The 17,419-nt window shown below is 72.9% G+C and carries 17 protein-coding genes; 13 read left to right on the top strand and 4 right to left on the bottom strand.

Annotated elements, in window-relative coordinates:
• The first annotated feature begins 30 nt into the window (after positions 1-30).
• Positions 31-1,287 carry an MFS transporter gene (locus BCAV_RS13690; RefSeq protein WP_015883200.1) on the top strand — a complete coding sequence of 419 codons (1,257 nt, stop codon included), beginning with the start codon at positions 31-33 and terminating at the stop codon, positions 1,285-1,287.
• Positions 1,288-1,333: 46 nt separating this feature from the next.
• On the top strand, positions 1,334-2,890 hold the full coding sequence (locus BCAV_RS13685; protein ID WP_050761738.1) for an APC family permease: 1,557 nt from the start codon (positions 1,334-1,336) through the stop codon (positions 2,888-2,890).
• Here BCAV_RS13685 and BCAV_RS13680 read toward each other — a convergent pair.
• Together BCAV_RS13680 and BCAV_RS13675 are read right to left on the bottom strand one after the other, a co-directional pair.
• Positions 2,874-3,317: a VOC family protein gene (locus BCAV_RS13680; protein ID WP_015883198.1), complete on the bottom strand. Its 444-nt coding sequence runs from the start codon at positions 3,315-3,317 to the stop codon at positions 2,874-2,876. The two genes, BCAV_RS13685 and BCAV_RS13680, sit on opposite strands and share 17 nt — an antisense overlap.
• An 80-nt stretch (positions 3,318-3,397) precedes the next feature.
• Positions 3,398-4,333: a hypothetical protein gene (locus tag BCAV_RS13675; RefSeq protein ID WP_015883197.1), complete on the bottom strand. Its 936-nt coding sequence runs from the start codon at positions 4,331-4,333 to the stop codon at positions 3,398-3,400.
• Positions 4,334-4,442: 109 nt separating this feature from the next.
• On the opposite strand from BCAV_RS13675, the gene BCAV_RS13670 reads away from it, so the two are divergent.
• Positions 4,443-5,873, top strand: coding sequence for an MFS transporter (locus tag BCAV_RS13670; protein WP_015883196.1), 1,431 nt, complete (start codon positions 4,443-4,445; stop codon positions 5,871-5,873).
• Here the strand turns inward: BCAV_RS13670 and BCAV_RS13665 are convergent.
• Positions 5,857-6,549, bottom strand: coding sequence for a response regulator (locus tag BCAV_RS13665; RefSeq protein ID WP_015883195.1), 693 nt, complete (start codon positions 6,547-6,549; stop codon positions 5,857-5,859). The genes BCAV_RS13670 and BCAV_RS13665 overlap by 17 nt on opposite strands.
• Entirely contained in the window at positions 6,546-7,739 is a 1,194-nt protein-coding gene (locus BCAV_RS21680; RefSeq protein WP_015883194.1) for a sensor histidine kinase, read from the bottom strand. Before BCAV_RS21680 ends, BCAV_RS13665 begins: the two co-directional genes overlap by 4 nt.
• Positions 7,740-7,912: 173 nt before the next feature.
• On the opposite strand from BCAV_RS21680, the gene BCAV_RS13655 reads away from it, so the two are divergent.
• The 10 genes from BCAV_RS13655 to BCAV_RS13610 all read left to right on the top strand — a co-directional run bounded on the left by BCAV_RS13655 (position 7,913) and on the right by BCAV_RS13610 (position 17,373).
• Entirely contained in the window at positions 7,913-8,593 is a 681-nt protein-coding gene (locus BCAV_RS13655) for a M15 family metallopeptidase (RefSeq protein ID WP_050761737.1), read from the top strand.
• Positions 8,594-8,616: 23 nt separating this feature from the next.
• Positions 8,617-9,222: a class I SAM-dependent methyltransferase gene (locus BCAV_RS13650; RefSeq protein WP_015883192.1), complete on the top strand. Its 606-nt coding sequence runs from the start codon at positions 8,617-8,619 to the stop codon at positions 9,220-9,222.
• 10 nt (positions 9,223-9,232) lie between these two features.
• Entirely contained in the window at positions 9,233-10,003 is a 771-nt protein-coding gene (locus BCAV_RS13645; protein WP_015883191.1) for a PIG-L deacetylase family protein, read from the top strand.
• Positions 10,004-10,049: 46 nt separating this feature from the next.
• The gene (locus BCAV_RS13640) at positions 10,050-10,775 is read left to right on the top strand and encodes a FadR/GntR family transcriptional regulator (protein WP_144016783.1); all 726 of its coding nucleotides are present in this window, start codon (positions 10,050-10,052) and stop codon (positions 10,773-10,775) included.
• Positions 10,776-10,896: 121 nt separating this feature from the next.
• Complete coding sequence (locus BCAV_RS13635; RefSeq protein ID WP_015883189.1) at positions 10,897-12,069, top strand: DUF4185 domain-containing protein; 1,173 nt, start codon at positions 10,897-10,899, stop codon at positions 12,067-12,069.
• Positions 12,070-12,181: 112 nt separating this feature from the next.
• The gene (locus BCAV_RS13630) at positions 12,182-13,453 is read left to right on the top strand and encodes an ABC transporter substrate-binding protein (RefSeq protein WP_015883188.1); all 1,272 of its coding nucleotides are present in this window, start codon (positions 12,182-12,184) and stop codon (positions 13,451-13,453) included.
• Positions 13,454-13,527: 74 nt separating this feature from the next.
• Positions 13,528-14,427, top strand: coding sequence for a carbohydrate ABC transporter permease (locus BCAV_RS13625; protein WP_015883187.1), 900 nt, complete (start codon positions 13,528-13,530; stop codon positions 14,425-14,427).
• Between the two features lie 2 nt (positions 14,428-14,429).
• Positions 14,430-15,275 (top strand): carbohydrate ABC transporter permease, encoded by an 846-nt coding sequence (locus BCAV_RS13620; protein WP_015883186.1) that lies wholly within the window; start codon positions 14,430-14,432, stop codon positions 15,273-15,275.
• Between the two features lie 29 nt (positions 15,276-15,304).
• Positions 15,305-16,111 carry an SDR family NAD(P)-dependent oxidoreductase gene (locus tag BCAV_RS13615; protein WP_015883185.1) on the top strand — a complete coding sequence of 269 codons (807 nt, stop codon included), beginning with the start codon at positions 15,305-15,307 and terminating at the stop codon, positions 16,109-16,111.
• Positions 16,108-17,373: an enolase C-terminal domain-like protein gene (locus BCAV_RS13610; protein WP_015883184.1), complete on the top strand. Its 1,266-nt coding sequence runs from the start codon at positions 16,108-16,110 to the stop codon at positions 17,371-17,373. Before BCAV_RS13615 ends, BCAV_RS13610 begins: the two co-directional genes overlap by 4 nt.
• Positions 17,374-17,419: the final 46 nt, after the last annotated feature.

The raw sequence follows: 17,419 nt of genomic DNA, 5'->3' as shown, positions 1-17,419 counted from the left end.
GCGCGCCCGCCGGAGGGGAGACCCCGTGCCATGAATCCGCAGGCCCGCCGCGTGCAGGGCGTGTACCTCACGCTCATGCTCGGGAACACGCTGGCCGCGTCGTTCATCTGGGGCATCAACACGCTCTTCCTCCTCGACGCCGGCCTCACGAACTTCGAGGCGTTCGGCGCGAACGCGTTCTTCACCGTGGGCATGGTGCTGTTCGAGGTGCCCACCGGCGTCGTCGCCGACACGCGCGGCCGGCGGACGTCCTACCTGCTCGGCACCGTGACGCTCGCGGCGACGACGGCGCTGTACTACCTCATGTGGCAGGTGGGGGCGCCGTTCTGGGCGTGGGCGGTGGTCTCGGCGCTGCTCGGCCTCGGGTTCACGTTCTTCTCCGGGGCGGTCGAGGCCTGGCTCGTCGACGCGCTGCACCACACGGGCTACGACGGCGCCCTCGAGACGGTCTTCGGGCGCGGGGCGATGGTCTCGGGTGTGGCGATGCTCGGAGGCTCCGTCGCGGGTGGGGTGATCGCGCAGGCCACGTCGCTGGGCGTGCCGTTCCTGCTCCGCGTCGGCGTGCTGCTCGCGATGTTCGTCGTGGCCTACGCCCTGATGCGCGACCTGGGGTTCGCGCCCGAGCGGTCCGCCGGGCCGTGGCAGGAGGTCCGCGCCACCCTGTCGGCGTCGATCGAGCACGGGCTGCGCAACCCCCCGGTGCGGTGGATCATGCTGGCCGCCCCGTTCGCCTCCGGTGTCGGCTTCTACACGTTCTACGCGCTCCAGCCGTACCTCCTCGAGCTGTACGGCGACCCCGGCGCCTACTCGGTGGCCGGGCTCGCGGCGGCGGCGATCGCCGGCGCGCAGGTCCTGGGCGGGTACGCGGCGCCTCGCGTGCGCGCCCTGGTCCGCCGCCGCACCACGGTGCTCATCGCCGGCGCGGTGGTGACCGCCGTCATCCTGGCGCTCCTCGGCGTCACCGACGTGTTCTGGGTCGCCCTGGTGCTCCTCGTGCTCTGGGCCCTCATCGGGGCCGCGGAGATGCCGGTGCGGCAGGCCTACCTCAACGACCTCATCCCGTCGCGGCAACGGGCGACGGTGCTCTCGTTCGACTCGCTCATGGGGAGCAGCGGCGGCGTCGTCATCCAGCCCGCACTCGGGCGGGCCGCCGACCTGTACGGATACCCGACGTCGCTCGCGCTCGGGGCCATCGTGCAGGCGCTGTCCGTGCCGTTCCTGGTCGGGAGCCGGCGGGAGCGCGCTCCGGCCGACACGTCGGTCGCCGGGCCGACGCCGCCCGCCTGATCCGCCCCGGAGGCGCACCGCGCCCGAGTCTGGTGCGATGGCAGGCATGTCAGGGGCGACCGGGGCAGGGACGACGCAGGCAGAGGGACGAGGCTTCCTGCGACGCAAGCCGATCGAGGACGCGCTCGCGTCCGTCGACGACCCGGAGCGCTCGCTCAAACGGGACCTGACCGCCTGGGACCTGGCGGTGCTCGGCGTCGCCGTCGCCGTCGGTGCGGGGATCTTCTCCGTCGGGGCGAACGCGGCAGCGAACTACGCGGGACCCGCCGTCATCGTCTCGTTCCTCATCGCCTCGGTCGTGTGCGCGCTCGCCGTGATGTGCTACGCCGAGTTCGCCTCCACGATCCCGGTCGCGGGGTCCGCCTACACGTTCTCCTACACGACGATGGGGGAGTTCGTCGCGTGGATCATCGGCTGGGACCTCATCCTCGAGATGCTCCTCGCCGCCGCGGTGATCGCGAAGTTCTGGGGTGTCTACCTCGGCGACGCGTTCTCGCTCTTCGGGATCGACGTGCCCACCACCGTGCACGTGGGCAGCGTCGCGCTCGACTGGGGACCGGTGTTCATCGTCGCCGTCTTCACGGCCCTGCTCGCGATCGGCACCAAGCTCTCGACGCGCGTGAACTCGGTGTTCACGATCATCAAGGTCGGCATCACGCTGTTCGTCATCGTCGCCGGGTTCGCGTACGTCCGGCTGGAGAACTTCTCCCCGTTCGTCCCGCCCGCCGAGCCCGCGCCGGAGCGGTCGAACGTCGAGCAACCGCTGTTCGGGTTCCTCACGGGGCTCGAGCCCTCGATGTACGGGACGCTCGGGATCCTTGCCGGGGCCGCGCTCGTGTTCTTCGCGTTCATCGGGTTCGACGTGGTCGCGACGACGGCGGAGGAGACCCGGGAGCCGCAGCGCGCCATCCCGCGGGGCATCCTCGGCGGGCTCGCGATCGTGACGGTGCTGTACGTGCTCGTGACGCTGGTGGTCACCGGCATGGTGTCCTACCGGGAGCTCGCGGCGAGCGACTCCCCGTCGCTGACGACGGCGTTCATCCTCGTGGGCGCCGACTGGGCGGGGCGGGTGATCTCCGTCGGCATCCTCATCGGCCTGACGACGGTGATCATGGTGCTGCTGCTCGGACTCACCCGTGTCGTGTTCGCGATGAGCCGGGACGGCCTGCTCCCGCGCGGCGTCTCGCGCACCTCGCGGCGGTTCCACACGCCCGTGCGGCTGCAGATCGGCACCGGGATCGTCGTGGCGCTGATCGCCGGGCTCGCCCAGGTCGAGCTCCTCGAGGAGATGATCAACATCGGCACGCTGTCGGCGTTCGTGCTCGTCTCCTTCGGCATCCCGGTGCTGCGCCGGAGGCGGCCCGACCTCAAGCGGTCGTTCCGCGTCCCGTGGTCGCCGGTGCTGCCCATCGTGTCCGGCGTCGCCTGCCTGTGGCTGATGACGAACCTGACGACGCTGACGTGGCTGCGGTTCCTCGCGTGGCTCGCCCTCGGGGTCGCGATCTACCTCGGCTACTCCTACCGGCACAGCGTGCTGGCCCGGGCGGCGGCAGGCTCGGCGCCCGACCCGCCGAAGGACGACGCCGCTACTCCACCGGCGTAACCTCCCCGCCCGCCTCGCGGTGCATCCACGGCGTGTACGTCACGCCGACGAGCAGACCCTCGGGGCTCTGGACCCGCGCCGTCGTCTGGCCCCACGGCTCCTCGTGCGCCTCGGTGAGGACCCGCGCACCGGCTGCCCGCAGCTCGCCCACGGCCGCGGCGACGTCGTCCGCCGTCGCGACGTCGAGCTCCAGCCAGGCCTGGGGGACCGGGAGGTCGCTCGGCCAGTCGGTCGTGCCGAACGTCGCCTCCGCGGCCTGGGTGAGCGGCCAGCGCGCGAACGCCTTGACGCCGTCGAGGTCGTCGTTCGTGAAGTACCCGGGCACCGGCTCGTCGAACGGGATCCCGAGAGACTGCGCCCAGAAGCCCTCGGCGGCCGCCTCGTCGCGGGTGATCGGGCCGAATCCGGCGACGAACTGGATCTTCACGATGACTCCTCGCGGCTCGCGGCTTGTGGCTCGCACGCTAGTCCCGCGAGGGCGCGTCCGCGCAGCGGCCCCGGGCCGATCTACCGACCCGAGCGTGCGTACAGGCGGCCGAGGGTGACGCCGTCCGCCCCCCGGCGCCAGCCGCGGACGGCCCGCGCGGTCCCCCAGCCGGCCAGGCCCAGCGGGACGAGGCCGAGGACCACGATGAGGACCGGGCTCGTGACCGGCCAGCGCACGATCCCGATCGCGTACAGCACCGCCGTCGAGATCGCCCAGGCGCCGGCGGCCACGCCGCCCGACCAGCTGCCCATGCTGAACGTGAGCACGGCGTCGGAGATCCGGGTGCGCCGCACCGGCACGAGCCCCCGCGGGCCGGGCCGGCGCGTGAACGTCACGGCGTCGGTGGTGCCCCACGAGCGCGCGAGGGCGAGGGCGGCCAGCGCCACGCGGCCGAGCGCGGCAGCGGGGGCGGAGACGAGCGGCACGCAGATGATCCCGCCGAGCAGGGGAGCGACGAGGGAGAGCCCGATGGCGCCGATGACGGGTCGCTCGTAGACGTACACGCCGTCGGTCAGCTTCGTCTCGAGGAGCGTGAGCGGACCCGTGGCGAAGATGACGGGGATGAGGGCGCCGCCGGCGAACGACACCACGGCCACGGCGAGCCAGCCCACGAGCTGGCTGACGTACCAGCCCGGCCCCACGTCGAGCTCCTCCCGCCTGCCGACCGGGGTGGAGCGGCGCTTCTTGCCGGCCTTCCGTGGCTCCGAGTCGCCGTCGCCGGCGTACGACGAGATCGGCGAGACCGACCGCGCCGGACGATCCGGCGTGACCGGCGTCTCCGCGGCCTCGTTCCCGGTGGCGTCGGCGCCGTCCGCGTCGACGTACGGCAGGCCGCGTTCCTCGCGCCGGCTGCGCACGGCGAACCGGCCGCGGAGCGCACGCAGCCCCGACGTGCCCGCCCCGCCTGAGCGGCGGCTCCGCGCGCGGCGCCTGCGCGCGCCGTCGTCCTCGGTCACGAGAGGAGATGGTCGCACGTGCCCGACGCCGTGGCGGTCACGTCGCGGACGCGACGGCATCGCCGGCGCTTCGCACGAGTACCGTGCGGGCGACCCGAGGGAGCCCGCCGTGCCGACGTCCGACAGCGCCAGGACAGCGCCGGCGTTCTCGCGTGCGACGGCGCTGCTCGTCGCCGGCACGTTCTTCATGGAGATCCTCGACGGGACGATCCTCGCGCCGGCTGCGCCGGCGATCGCCGCGGATCTCGGCGTGCGCGCCGTCGACATCAACGTCGCGATGACGGCGTACCTCCTGACCCTCGCCGTGCTCATCCCCGCGAGCGGCTGGGTCGCCGACCGGTTCGGACCACGGCGCGTGTTCATGGTCGCCGTCGCGATCTTCACCGTCGCGTCCGTGGGGTGCGCGCTCGCGGAGTCGCTGCCGATGCTCGTCGCCGCCCGGGTGCTGCAGGGCGTCGGCGGCTCGCTCATGGTCCCCGTCGGCCGCCTCGTCGTGCTGCGGACCACCCCCAAGCACGACCTCGTCCGCGCCATCGCGTTCCTCACGTGGCCCGCACTCGTGGCGCCCGTCATCGCCCCGTTCGTGGGCGGTGTGCTCAGCACGTACGCGTCCTGGCAGTGGATCTTCCTCATCAACGTGCCGCTGGGCGCGCTCGCCCTGGTCCTGAGCCGGCGGATCCTGCCCGACGTGGCGGGGGAGCGCGGACTGCACCTCGACCTGACCGGCTTCGCGCTCGTCGCCGTCGCGACCCTCGCGCTGGTGACCGGGATGGAGCAGGTCGGCTCCGGCACCGCCGTCGGATGGCACGTCGCCGTGCTGCTCGCGGTGGCAGCGATCGTCGCGTTCCTGGCCGTGCGGCACCTGCTCCGGGCGCGGCGACCCCTGCTCGACCTGCGCATCCTGCGCATCGAGTCCTTCCGTGCGACGGCGGCCGGGGGCTCGGTCTACCGCCTCGTCATCACGGCGATCCCGTTCCTCCTGGCACTGTTCTTCCAGCTGGGGTTCGGCTGGACGGCGGCAGCGGCCGGAGCCGTGGTGGTGGCGCTGTTCGTCGGGAACGTCGCCATCAAGCCGACGACGACGCCGCTCATGCGCCGGTTCGGCATCCGGTCGGTGCTGCTCGCCTCGATCGCGGGCTCGATCGGGTGCCTCGTGGCCATCGCGTTCCTCGGGCCGACGACACCGACCTGGATCGTGCTCGCCGTGCTGTGCGCGAGCGGCGTCGCCCGCTCGATCGGCTTCACCGCTTACAACTCGCTCGCGTTCAGCGACGTCGACGCCGACGACCTGCGCGACGCGAACACGCTCAACGCGACGGTCCAGGAGCTCGGCTCCGGGCTCGGCATCGCCGTCGGCGCCCTGCTCGTGCGGCTCGGCGACGTGGCCGCGCAGGCCGGCTGGTTCGGCGGTGTGCTCGGCGGCCCCGCCGCCCCCTTCCGGATCGCGTTCCTCGCGCTCGCCGTCGTCATGCTGCTGCCGGCGGCCGAGGCGGTGGCGCTCCGCCGCACCGCCGGGTCGGGCGTCACCGGCGCGCGCTGACCAGGCCCTCGGAGTACGCGAAGATCACGAGTTGGACCCGGCTCGCCAGCCCGAGCTTCGCGAGCAGCGACCTGACGTGGCTCTTGACCGTCGCCTCGGACACGTCGAGCGCGGCACCGATCTCCCGGTTCGAGCTGCCCCGCGCGACGGCGAGGAGCACCTCGTGCTCGCGACGCGTGAGGCGAGCGGCGGCCGCGGCGCCCGGGAGGACGGGCGCGGCGTCGGCGAGCTCGACGTACCGCTCGATCACGCGCCGCGTGACGCTCGGGTCGAGCAGCGAGTCGCCGGCGTGCACGCGACGGACGGCGTCGACGAGCGCGTCCGGCCCGACGTCCTTGAGGAGGAAGCCGGCCGCGCCCGCACGGAGCGCGCCGTACACGTACGCGTCGTCGTCGAACGTGGTGAGCACGATCGTGCGCACGCCGGCCAGCTCGGGGTCGGCGGTGAGGCGCGCGGCCGCCTGGATGCCGTCGACGCGTGGCATGCGGACGTCCATGAGGACGACGTCCGGGCGCAGCTCGCGGGCCGCGGCGACGGCGGCCTCGCCGTCGTCCGCCTCGGCCACGACCGTGAGGTCGGGCTCGTTGTCGAGGATCATGCGCAGGCCGAGCCGGATCGTCGGCTGGTCGTCCGCCACGAGCAGCCGGATCGGGGTCTGCGGCTCCGCGCCGGTCACGACGCCGCCCCGCCGAGCCGCGCGTGCACGACCCAGCCGTCGCCGTCAGGCCCCGCGGCGAACGAGCCGCCGAGCGCCTCGACGCGTTCGCGCATCCCCGCGATGCCGTGACCGCCCCCCTCGTCCGGGCCGGCGGGCCGAGCGGGGCCGGGGTCACGCACGGTGACGTCGACGTGAGTTCCGGCGTCGTCGACGACGACGACGCTCGTCTCGGCGCGGGAGTGCAGCAGCACGTTCGTGAGTCCCTCCTGGACGATGCGGACCACGGCGAGCTCGATCTCGGGCGCGAGGCTCCGCGGCTCGGCCGGCAGGGTGAGGTCGACCGTGTGCCCGGCGGCTCGCATGCGGTCGGCGGTGGCGACGACGGCGTGCAGCGACGGTGCCGGCACGGCGGGCGCCGGGGCGTCGTCGCGGAGGACCCGGACCACGGAGCGCATCGCGGTCAGGGCGGTGCCGCCCTCCTGCGCGATCCAGCGCACGGCCTCGGACGGTGCCGCGGGCTGGTGCGCCGCGACCCGGTCCGCCGCCTGCGCGCGGACCACGATCGCCGTGAGGTGGTGCGCGACGACGTCGTGCAGCTCGCGCGCGATCCGGGTGCGTTCCGCGGCGACCGCCTGACGTGCGCGCATCGCGTGCAGCGCGCGGAGCTCGGCGTTGCTCTCCCGCAGCGACTGCGTGGTGAGGTCGAGACGGCGGATGACGGTGCCGAGCACGGCAGAACCGCCCACGAGGGCGGCGAGCGTGACGACCTCCGAGGGGCTGCCGGAGAACCACGGCCGGCCGAACCAGGTGAGGCCGCCCGTCAGCGGGACGAATCCGCCGACGAAGAGCAGGGCGGCGGACGACGCGGCGCCCGTGATGGCGGCGAGCGCGGGCTGGACCGCGCCGGCGCGCGTGGCGGCGAACGCGACGACCATCAGGGGCAGCACCACGAAGTAGGACTGCAGGCCCGTGCGCTGGACGAGCGGGTAGCCCACCACGGTGATCCAGAACAGCGGCCCCGGCGCGACGCGCCGCAGGGCCAGGGCGACGACGATCCAGGCTCCGGTCCACCAGTACGCCGAGAGCCAGCGCGGGTTCCAGATCTCGCTCGTCGTCAGCAGGGCGATGGCCCCGAACCACACCGCCCCCGCGGCGAGCGCGATCCCGGCGTCCTCGAGGAGAGGGCTCCTGGGTCGGTCGCTGGCCACGTGTCGAGGCTAGGCTGCCGGCGCCGCTCACGCGTCGTCCGCAGGTGGGGTGCGCCGCACCGGGCCTCCGCCCAGGGGCGGAGACCGGAAGAGAACTCCGCCCTTCGGACGGTGCCCGATCTCGGGTCCCGGGCCGACGACGCGGGGCGCGCTCTCCGGCGACGCTCGATGCCATGACACACCTCCGCTCGACCCCGCCCGCCCCTCCGGAGCCTCGCCGCCCTGCCCGCTCGTCCGGCCGGGATCTCTCGGGACGGCCGCGGGTCGCCCGGTCGCGCGCCACCGCGCGGCGTCGCCGCGGCCTCGTCGCCACCGTGCTCGCCGCGGTGCTGGTGGCCGGCGCGTTCGGGGCCGCGCGGCTCCTCGCGCCGGGCACGGAGCCGACCGAATGGTCGCCGGCCGCCGAGCCCACGGACCGGTCCCCGGTCGCGGATCAGCCCGACCGGCCCCCGGCGTCGACCGGCGGCGAAGCCGCGACCGGCCTGGACCCGGAGCTGGAGCGTCGGTTCGAGCTGGCGCAGGCCGCGGCCGCCGAGGACGGCGTCCCGCTGACCCTGACGTCGGGCTGGCGGACCGCCGAGGAGCAGCAGGCGCTCGTGGACGACGCCGTCCGCCGCTACGGCTCGGTGGACGAGGCGCACCGGTGGGTGCTCCCGCCCGACACCTCGGAGCACGTGGCCGGCGCCGCGATCGACGTCGGCCCGACGGACGGCGCGCTCTGGCTCGGGGAGCACGGGTGGGAGTTCGGGCTCTGCCGCACCTACGCGAACGAGGTGTGGCACTTCGAGGCGACGATCGAACCCGGCGGCACCTGCGGCGAGATGTTCGCCGATGCGTCGCACGGCTGGGACTGACGTCGCGGCACGAGAATGGTCCCGTGCGCGAGCCGAGCCAGTGGGAACAGATCACCGCCGCCAACCCGAACCACTCGACCTGGTACGTGGAGCGGTTCCGTGCGATGGCGGCCCAGGGCGCCGACCTGGACGGCGAGGCGCGGCTCGCCGACGCGATGGTGCCGCGCGGTGCACGGATCCTCGACGCCGGGTGCGGGCCGGGGCGGGTGGGCGCGGCGCTGGCGTCGCGGGGGCACACGGTGGTCGGCGTGGACGTCGACCCGGTGCTCGTGGAGGCGGCCCGGGCCGACCATCCCGGCCCGACGTGGCTGGTCGGCGATCTCGCGGAACTCGACCTCCCGTCCCGCGACATCCCTGAGCCGTTCGACCTGGTGGTGTGCGCCGGGAACGTCATGACGTTCCTCGCGCCCGGATCGGAGGCCGAGGTGCTGCGCCGGTTCCGGGCGCACCTCGCGCCCGGCGGCCGCGCGGTGGTCGGCTTCGGTGCCGGCCGCGGGTATCCCTTCGAGCGGTTCGACGCGGACGTCGGCGCGGCCGGACTCGCCATCGACGTCCGGCTCGCGACATGGGACCTGCGCCCGTTCACCGCGTCCGGGGACTTCCTGGTGGCGGTGCTCAGCGCGGCGTAGGTTCGCGGGTATGAGCACCGACACGCCGACGCCGACAGAACCCCTGCGAGCGCTGCGCGAGGACTGGGAGCGAGCCCTCGCCGTCGTCGCCCACCCCGACGACATGGAGTTCGGGGGCTCCGCCGCGGTGTCGCGGTGGACGCGCCAGGGCAAGCAGGTGGCCTATCTCCTCCTGACGAGCGGTGAGGCCGGGATCGACGGGATGCACCCGGACGAGGCGCGGGTCGTGCGGGAGGCGGAGCAGCGGGCGTCGTGCGCCGTCGTGGGCGTGAGCGACGTCGAGTTCGCCGGGCTGGACGACGGCGTCCTGGAGTACGGGCTCCCGATGCGGCGGGTGATCGCCGAGGCGGTCCGCCGGCACCGGCCGGACATCGTCATCACCGGCAACTTCCACGACTCCTGGGGCCCCGGTTCGGCACCGAACCAGGCCGACCACATCGCGACCGGACGGGCGGTGCTGGACGCCGTCCGGGACGCGGGCAACCGGTGGGTCTTCCACGACCAGCTCACGGACGGGCTCGAGCCGTGGGGTGGCGTGAGCGAGGTGTGGGTGGCGGCGTCGCCGTTCTCCCGGCACGGCGTGGACGTGACCGAGACGTTCGACGACGGCGTCGCGTCCCTCGCGGAGCATCGCGCCTACATCGAGGGGCTGGGCTGGGCGGACTTCGACCCGGAGGAGTTCCTCGGGGGGTTCGCGCGGGCAGCGGGGGAGCGCCTCGGCGTGGGCTACGCGGTCGCGTTCGAGCGTGTCTCCCTGGCGTGGGGCGACGCCGAGGACTGACGGCAACCCCTGGACGCGCGTCCGGGCCAAGTGATTAGATCACCTGGTGACTATCCCGGCGGCGCGCATGGACCCGGTCGTGCGGAAGGACCTGTCGGCGGAGCTGGCCGACCGCGTCGTCCGGCTCATCGCCGAGCGCGGACTCCAGGTCGGCGAGTCCATCGACTCCGTGCGGACCCTCGCCACACGGTTCGAGGTGGCCGTGCCCACGGTTCGTGAGGCGCTGCGCCGCCTCGAGGGGCTCGGCATCCTGGAGTTCCGGCACGGGTCCGGCATCTACGTCGGTCCCAACGCGGGCCGGATGGTCCTCGCCAACACGATGAACCCGCCGGCCGACGTCGACCAGCTCGTCGAGCTGCTCGAGGCGCGGCTCGTCATCGAGCCCGGGATCGCGGAGCTCGCCGCGCGGGCGCACGACGCGCCGGCCCTGCAGCTCGTCGAGGAGACGCTCGCCGAGGCGGAGCGCTGCCTCGAGACCGGGGCGGCGAACCTGTGGCACGTCAACATGGATCTCCACCGCGCCATCGCCCGCGCGACGGGCAACGCCGTCCTCGGCGACACGATGGACACGCTCGCCGAGGTCCACGGTGACGACCAGCGGCAGATCCTGCGACTCCACGGCGACCCGCGGGCGGACTTCGACGAGCACCGCGCGATCGTCGACCTCATCGCCGCCGGTGACGGCGCGGGTGCGCGCGACGCGATGCACACGCACCTCGAGGACGTCGTCCGCATCATCCGCTCGACCCGCACGGGAGGTGACGCGACCTGATCGCCCGGCGTGCCGCGCGACGCGCACGCCCTGCCGGCCGAGCCGGCGGTCCGATCCAGACGCACCTGCCTGCGCGGGACGGTGTCCCGCGGCCGACGCACGCCATCGAAGGAGATGACCGATGCCGAACGGAACCACGCGGCGCCGCACCCTCGCCCTGATCTCGCTGACCGCCGCGCTCGCGGCGACCTGCACCGTCGTCGGCCCCGCCGGTGCCGGCGAACGACCCGGCGGAGGTGGCCACGAGCGCCGGTGCAGCCTGTCCGACGCCGAGTTCACCACGAGGGCAGAGCCGGCCACGGGCTACGACGAGGCCGTCGCCGAGTACGGCAACTCCGGCGAGGGGTGGACCGGGGGCGACTCGACCTACTCGATCCCGCTGCGCGACGGGCGCACCGCGTGGATCTTCTCCGACACGTTCCTGGGCCCGGTGAACGACGACGGGTCGCGTCCGCTCGACGCGCCGTTCCTCAACAACAGCGTCGTGGTGCAGGATCGTCGTGGCGACCTCACCACGTTCCACGGCGGCACGCCCGAGGAGCCGGCCGCGATCATCCCGCCGGACGAGCCGAACCACTGGTACTGGCTCGGCGACGGCGTCGAGACCCGACGCGGCGAGATCCAGGTCGTCGCCCTGAAGTTCTGGTACGGCGGCGGCGGCGCCTTCGACTTCGGCTGGGACTCGACGTACCTCGCGACCCTGGATCCGGAGACGTTCGACCTGGTCTCGCTCGAGCCGCTCCCGTCGAGCGCCGGGATCCAGTGGGCCAGCTGGATCGAGCCCGCCGTTAGGTACACCTACGTGTACGGCGTCGAGGACCTCGGTGCGTCGAAGTACATGCACCTCGCTCGCGTGCGCGGCTCCGGCCTCTCGGGAACGTGGGAGTACTGGACCGGGTCCGGCTGGTCGCGTCAGGAGTCCGCGAGCGCACGGATCATGGACGGCGTCGCGAACGAGTACTCGGTGGCCCGGTTCCGCGACGGCTACCTCATGGTCACCCAGGACACGCACGAGGCGTTCAGCGCGCGCATCGTCGGATACGTGGCGTGCTCGCCGACGGGGCCGTTCCGCGAGATCGGCACGCTGTACACGATGCCGGAGGTCGGCCCGCTGGGGAGCTACGGCAACCCGAACATCTTCGGCTACAACGCGCACGAGCACCCCGAGCTGCGCCACGCGGACCGCACGATCCTCACGTACAACGTCAACAGCTTCGTCTCCGCCGAGCTGTACGAGGACGTGACGATCTACCGCCCGCGGTTCGTGGAGCTCGAGATCGACGTCGACCGGTGAGGCCGGTGGGCTCGACAAGTCGACCCAGGATTGATTAGATCACTAGATCAGTACGCGACGTCTACAGGCTCGGCGGAACGCCGGGTGCATCCGACTCACATCGAGGTGACGCATGCGCAAGACCACAGCAGCCGTGGCCGCGACGACGGCGACGCTGGCGCTCGCCCTCGCCGCCTGCTCCGGCGGTGGAGGGAACGAGGGCGGGACCGGCGACGACGGCGGCGAGGCACCCGCCGGGCCGATCGCGTTCTACACGGACAAGGCGGCGTGGGAGCCGAGCTTCGACGCCATGAACGAGGCGTCCGGCGACCTCACGCTCGAGTTCACCGGCTACTCCGACGCGGCGGCGTACGACGCGTTCATCAAGCAGGCGTTCCGCACGGACGCCCCGCCGGCCCTGTTCACCTGGCACACGGGCGACTCGCTCGCGGAGCTGGTCGAGGAGGGCCTGGTCGCCGAGACCACGGAGCTGTGGGACGCCGCGATCGAGAACGGCGACGTGCCCGAGGACCTGGCCGCCGACTACACCTACGACGGCAAGCAGTACTGCGTGCCGCTCAACATCGCCTACTGGGTCATGTACTACAACAAGGCGATCTTCGAGGAGAACGGGATCGAGGTGCCGACCACCTGGGACGAGCTCATCGCCGCCGCCGACACGCTGGTGGCCGCGGGCGTCATCCCGTTCCACCAGATGAACATCATCTTCGAGTTCGTGTGGTTCCAGGCGAACCTGCTCGGTCTCGACCCGGAGGCGTACCAGGGCCTGTCGACCGGCGACACGTCCTACACCGACCCCGTCGTGGTCGAGGCCATGGAGAACTGGCAGTCGATGATGGCGGACGGCTACTTCATCGACCCGGGCGTGCAGACGGACCCGCAGACGCTGCTGTCCACCGGTGAGGTGGCCATGGCGTACTTCGGCACGTTCTTCACGGGCCAGCTCACCGCCATCGACCAGGTCTCCGGCGAGGACTACGGCATCTTCCCGATGCCCAGCGTGGACGACGGCGTCGGGCCGCAGATGGTGGTCGAGACCGGTCCGCTCTGCGCGGCCGCCGCAGGACCCGACGTCGATGCCGCGCTCGACTACAGCGCGTGGTGGATGACGGCGGACGCCCAGCAGGCCTGGGCCGACGAGCGCGGCGAGATCAGCTTCAACCCGGCCGTCACGATCGAGGACCCGGAGCTGTCCGCCATCACGGACGCCGTCGGCGCCGGCGACTTCCAGCTCCAGCAGCGCTACCTCGAGGCCACGCCGGCACCGATCTACACCGTGTCGGCGAGCGTGTTCGGCGACTTCGTCACGAACTACCCCGACGACGTCATGCCGGCGCTCGAGCAGATCCAGGCCGAGGCGGACTCCTACTGGGCGAGCGAGTGACGACCGCCGGCCAGTAGCGCTCGCGCGGCGGGCCGGTTCGTCCGGCCCGCCGCGCCCGACCCGAGGAGTCGACGTTGACCCAGCTCACCCGCCGACCACGCGCCGGCGGCCACTCGTACCGGTGGCAGGCGCGAGGGTTCATCCTGCCGGCGCTCGTCGTGGTGACCGTCGTGCTGTACCTGCCGTTCGTGTGGACGACGTGGATCAGCTTCACGGAGTACAGCGGGCTCGGCACGCCGGAGCCGATCGGCTTCGCGAACTATCCGGCGATGTTCGCGGACCCGAACTTCCTCGTCTCGCTGCGGAACACGCTGCTGTGGGTGGTCGGGACGATCGCGCTGCCCGTCGGCCTCGGCCTGCTCATCGCCGTGCTCGTGCACGGGCTGCCCGGCAGCTTCTGGTTCAAGCTGCCGTTCCTGCTGCCGTACGCGATCTCGGGCATCGCCGTCGGGGTCATCTGGACGTTCATCCTGCAGACGGGCGGCGCGCTCAGCGAGGCGCTGGCGTTCCTCCACCTCCCCGGCTCGGAGCTGCGCTGGCTGCTCGACGCTCCGCTCAACACGATCGTCATGATCCTGGCCTCCACCTGGCAAGGCGCCGGGGTGAACGCGCTGCTGTTCGGCATCGGGCTGCAGTCGATCCCGAAGGAGCCGATCGAGGCGGCCCGCGTCGACGGCGCGTCCGGCTGGCGCATGTTCCGCTCGATGACCTGGCCGATGCTCGCCCCGCTGACGACGGTCGTCGTCGGCCTGGCGATCGTCGGCAGCCTCAAGACGTTCGACATCGTCTGGGGCATGACGAAGGGTGGGCCGGGCCGCGTGTCCGAGACGCTCGCGCTGACGATGTACCAGGAGACGTTCCTCGCGAACGACTACGGGCTGGGCGCCGCCGTCGCCGTCTTCCTCACCGTCGTCACGGTGATCGCCTCCGTGCTCTACCTGCGCCGGCAGCTGTCCGAGGACAAGGTGGTGTGACGATGGCAGCCTCCGTCTCGCAGGGCTCCACCGCCTCGCTGTGGGTCCGCCGCATCGTCCTCGTCGTGCTCGGGCTGATCTGGCTCGTCCCCGTCTACCTGTTCCTCGCCAACGCCGCGAAGACGACGGAGTCCTACGGCATCTCCTCGGTCTGGGCGCCCGAGGGGATCGCCGGCCTGTGGTCGAACATCGCCGACGCCTGGGACCGGGGGCGCCTCTCGAGGGGCTTCCTGAGCACCGCCGTCTACGCGCTCGTCGCCCCGCTCCTGGCCGTCGTCGTCGGCGCCGCGGCCGGCTTCGCGATCGTGGCGCTGCGGCTGCGCCACGGGTTCGTCTGGTTCGTCGTCATCTTCGCGTCCACGATCTTCCCGCTGCAGATGATCCTCATGCCGCTGTTCCTCGGGTACGCGGAGACCGGCCTGTACGACAGCCGCCAGGGCATGATCCTCGTCTACACGGCGATCAGCGTGCCGTTCGCGGCGTTCGTGATGCGGAACTTCTTCTCCGGCATCGCGCACCAGGTGTTCGAGGCGGCCGTCGTGGACGGCGCGGGGACGTGGCGGATCTTCTGGCGGATCTACCTCCCGATGTCGATGAGCGCCCTGGTCGCCGTGTACATCCTGCAGGCCACGCTCATCTGGAACGACCTGCTGCTCGGTCTCACGCTCGCGCAGTCCGAGACGACACGGCCGCTCATGCCGGCGCTGTCGGCCATGCAGAGCACGTACGGCGGCTCGACGATGCCCACGGTGCTCGCGGGCGGCCTGCTGGTCTCGATCCCGACGGTCGCCCTGTTCCTGCTGACGCAGCGCGTGTTCTCCCGCGGGCTGTCGCTCGGCCAGTTCTGATGACTCCTCCGACGAATCGAGGACCCGACATGACCGACCCGCGCGCGCTCGAGCGCCGCGTCGTGCTCGTGACCGGAGCGGGCGCCGGGATCGGCCGCGGGGTCGCCGAGCTGCTGCTCGCCCGCGGCGCCCGCGTGGTGGCCGTCGACCGGGACCCCGACGCTCTCGCGACCCTCGCCGGCACCGGAGCGGACGGCGACCGGGTGGCTCACGCACTCGCGGACGTGCGCGTCGACGGCGCGCTGCGCCGGGCGTTCGCCGTCGCCGACGAGCGGTTCGGCGGCCTCGACGGACTCGTGTGCGCCGCCGGGATCCAGCGTTACGGCACCGTCGACGCCACGGACGCCGCGACGTACGCGGAGGTGATGGACGTCAACCTCGGCGGAGCGTTCCGGGCGTCGGCGCTGGCCGTCCCGCGCCTGCGCGAGCGCGGCGGCGGCGCGATCGTCCTCGTCTCCTCCGTGCAGGCGTACGTCGCGCAGACCGGCGTCGCCGCGTACGCCGCCGGCAAGGGCGCGCTGCTGTCGCTCACCCGGGCGATGGCCGTCGATCACGCCCGCGACGGCATCCGGGTCAACGCGGTCTGCCCGGGCTCGGTGGACACGCCGATGCTGCGCTGGGCCGCGGATCTCGTACGGGGCGAGCGCAGCGTGGACGACGTCGTGGCCGAGTGGGGCCGGGCGCACCCGCTGGGCCGGGTGGCGCGCCCGGACGAGGTAGCCGAGGTCGTCGCGTTCCTGCTGAGCGACGCCGCGTCGTTCGTCACCGGTGCCGACCTCAAGGTCGACGGCGGGCTGACGGCGGGCAACGCCGTCGTCCTCGAGGGGGAGTCGTGAGCAGCCCGCGGATCGCCGACGTCCGCGCGACCACCGTGACGGTGCCCCTGGCGGCGCCGCTGCGGCACAGCAACGGCGCGCACTGGGGTCGGTTCGTACGGACGATCGTCGAGGTCACCACGGACTCCGGGATCGTCGGGGTCGGCGAGATGGGCGGTGGGGGCCAGAGCGCCGAGGCCGCGATCGCCGCGCTGCGCGAGTACCTCGTGGGGCACGAGGTGGCGCGCACCGAGGCGCTGCGCTTCATGATCGCGAACCCGACGGCGAGCCTGTACAACAACCGCACCCAGCTGCTCGCGGCCATCGAGTTCGCGTGCCTCGACGCGCTCGGCAAGCACGCCGGGCTGCCCGTGCACGACCTGCTCGGCGGCCGCGTCCGCGACGAGGTGGAGTTCGCCTCCTACCTCTTCTTCCGGTACCCGGGGCCGGACGGGACCGGGGAGGTGCGCACTCCCGAGCAGCTCGTCGCGCACGCGCGCGACCTGCGCGAGCGTCACGGGTTCCGCGTGCACAAGCTCAAGGGAGGGGTCTTCCCGCCCGACTACGAGCTCGCCTGCTACCGGGCGCTCGCCGAGGAGTTCCCGGACGACCGGTTCCGGTACGACCCCAACGGCGCGCTGGGGGTCGAGGAGGCGGTGCGGTTCGCGAAGGCCGTCGAGGACCTGCCGAACGACTACCTCGAGGACCCCACCTGGGGGCTCAACGGACTGCGCCGGGTCCGGGAGAAGACCACGCTGCCGATCGCGACGAACACCGTCGTCGTCAACTTCGAGCAGCTCGCGACGAACGTGCGGGACGCCGCCGTCGACGTCGTGCTCCTCGACACGACGTTCTGGGGCGGCATCCGGCCGTGCCTGCGGGCGGCGGCCGTGTGCGAGACCGTGCAGACCTCCGTCGCCGTGCACTCCTCGGGCGAGCTCGGCATCCAGCTCGCCACGATGCTCCACCTGGGGGCCGTGCTGCCGAACCTCGTCTTCGCGGCCGACGCGCACTACCACGAGCTCGTCGACGACGTGATCGTCGGGGGGAAGGTGCCGTACGTCGGCGGGCGGATCGCCGTGCCCGACGCACCCGGGCTCGGCGTGGAGCTCGACGAGGACAAGGTCGCGGAGTACGCGGCGCTGTACCGCGAGCTCGGCCCGTACGCGTACGACCGTGACCCCGGCCGGCCGGACTGGTACCCGCTGCTGCCGAACACCGAGTTCGCCGACCCGGACGACGACGGCGTTCCCGAGGCGCTCGGGTACGCGCGGGCGCGCTGAGGCGCGCCCCGTTCCTCACCCACCACCTGAGCCGAGAGGGCGGCCC

Origin of the sequence: Beutenbergia cavernae DSM 12333, assembly GCF_000023105.1 — a bacterium.
GTDB classification, from domain to species: domain Bacteria; phylum Actinomycetota; class Actinomycetes; order Actinomycetales; family Beutenbergiaceae; genus Beutenbergia; species Beutenbergia cavernae.
The sequence above is the reverse complement of the archived record's forward strand: the minus strand, read 5'-3'. Positions and strand labels throughout refer to the sequence as shown.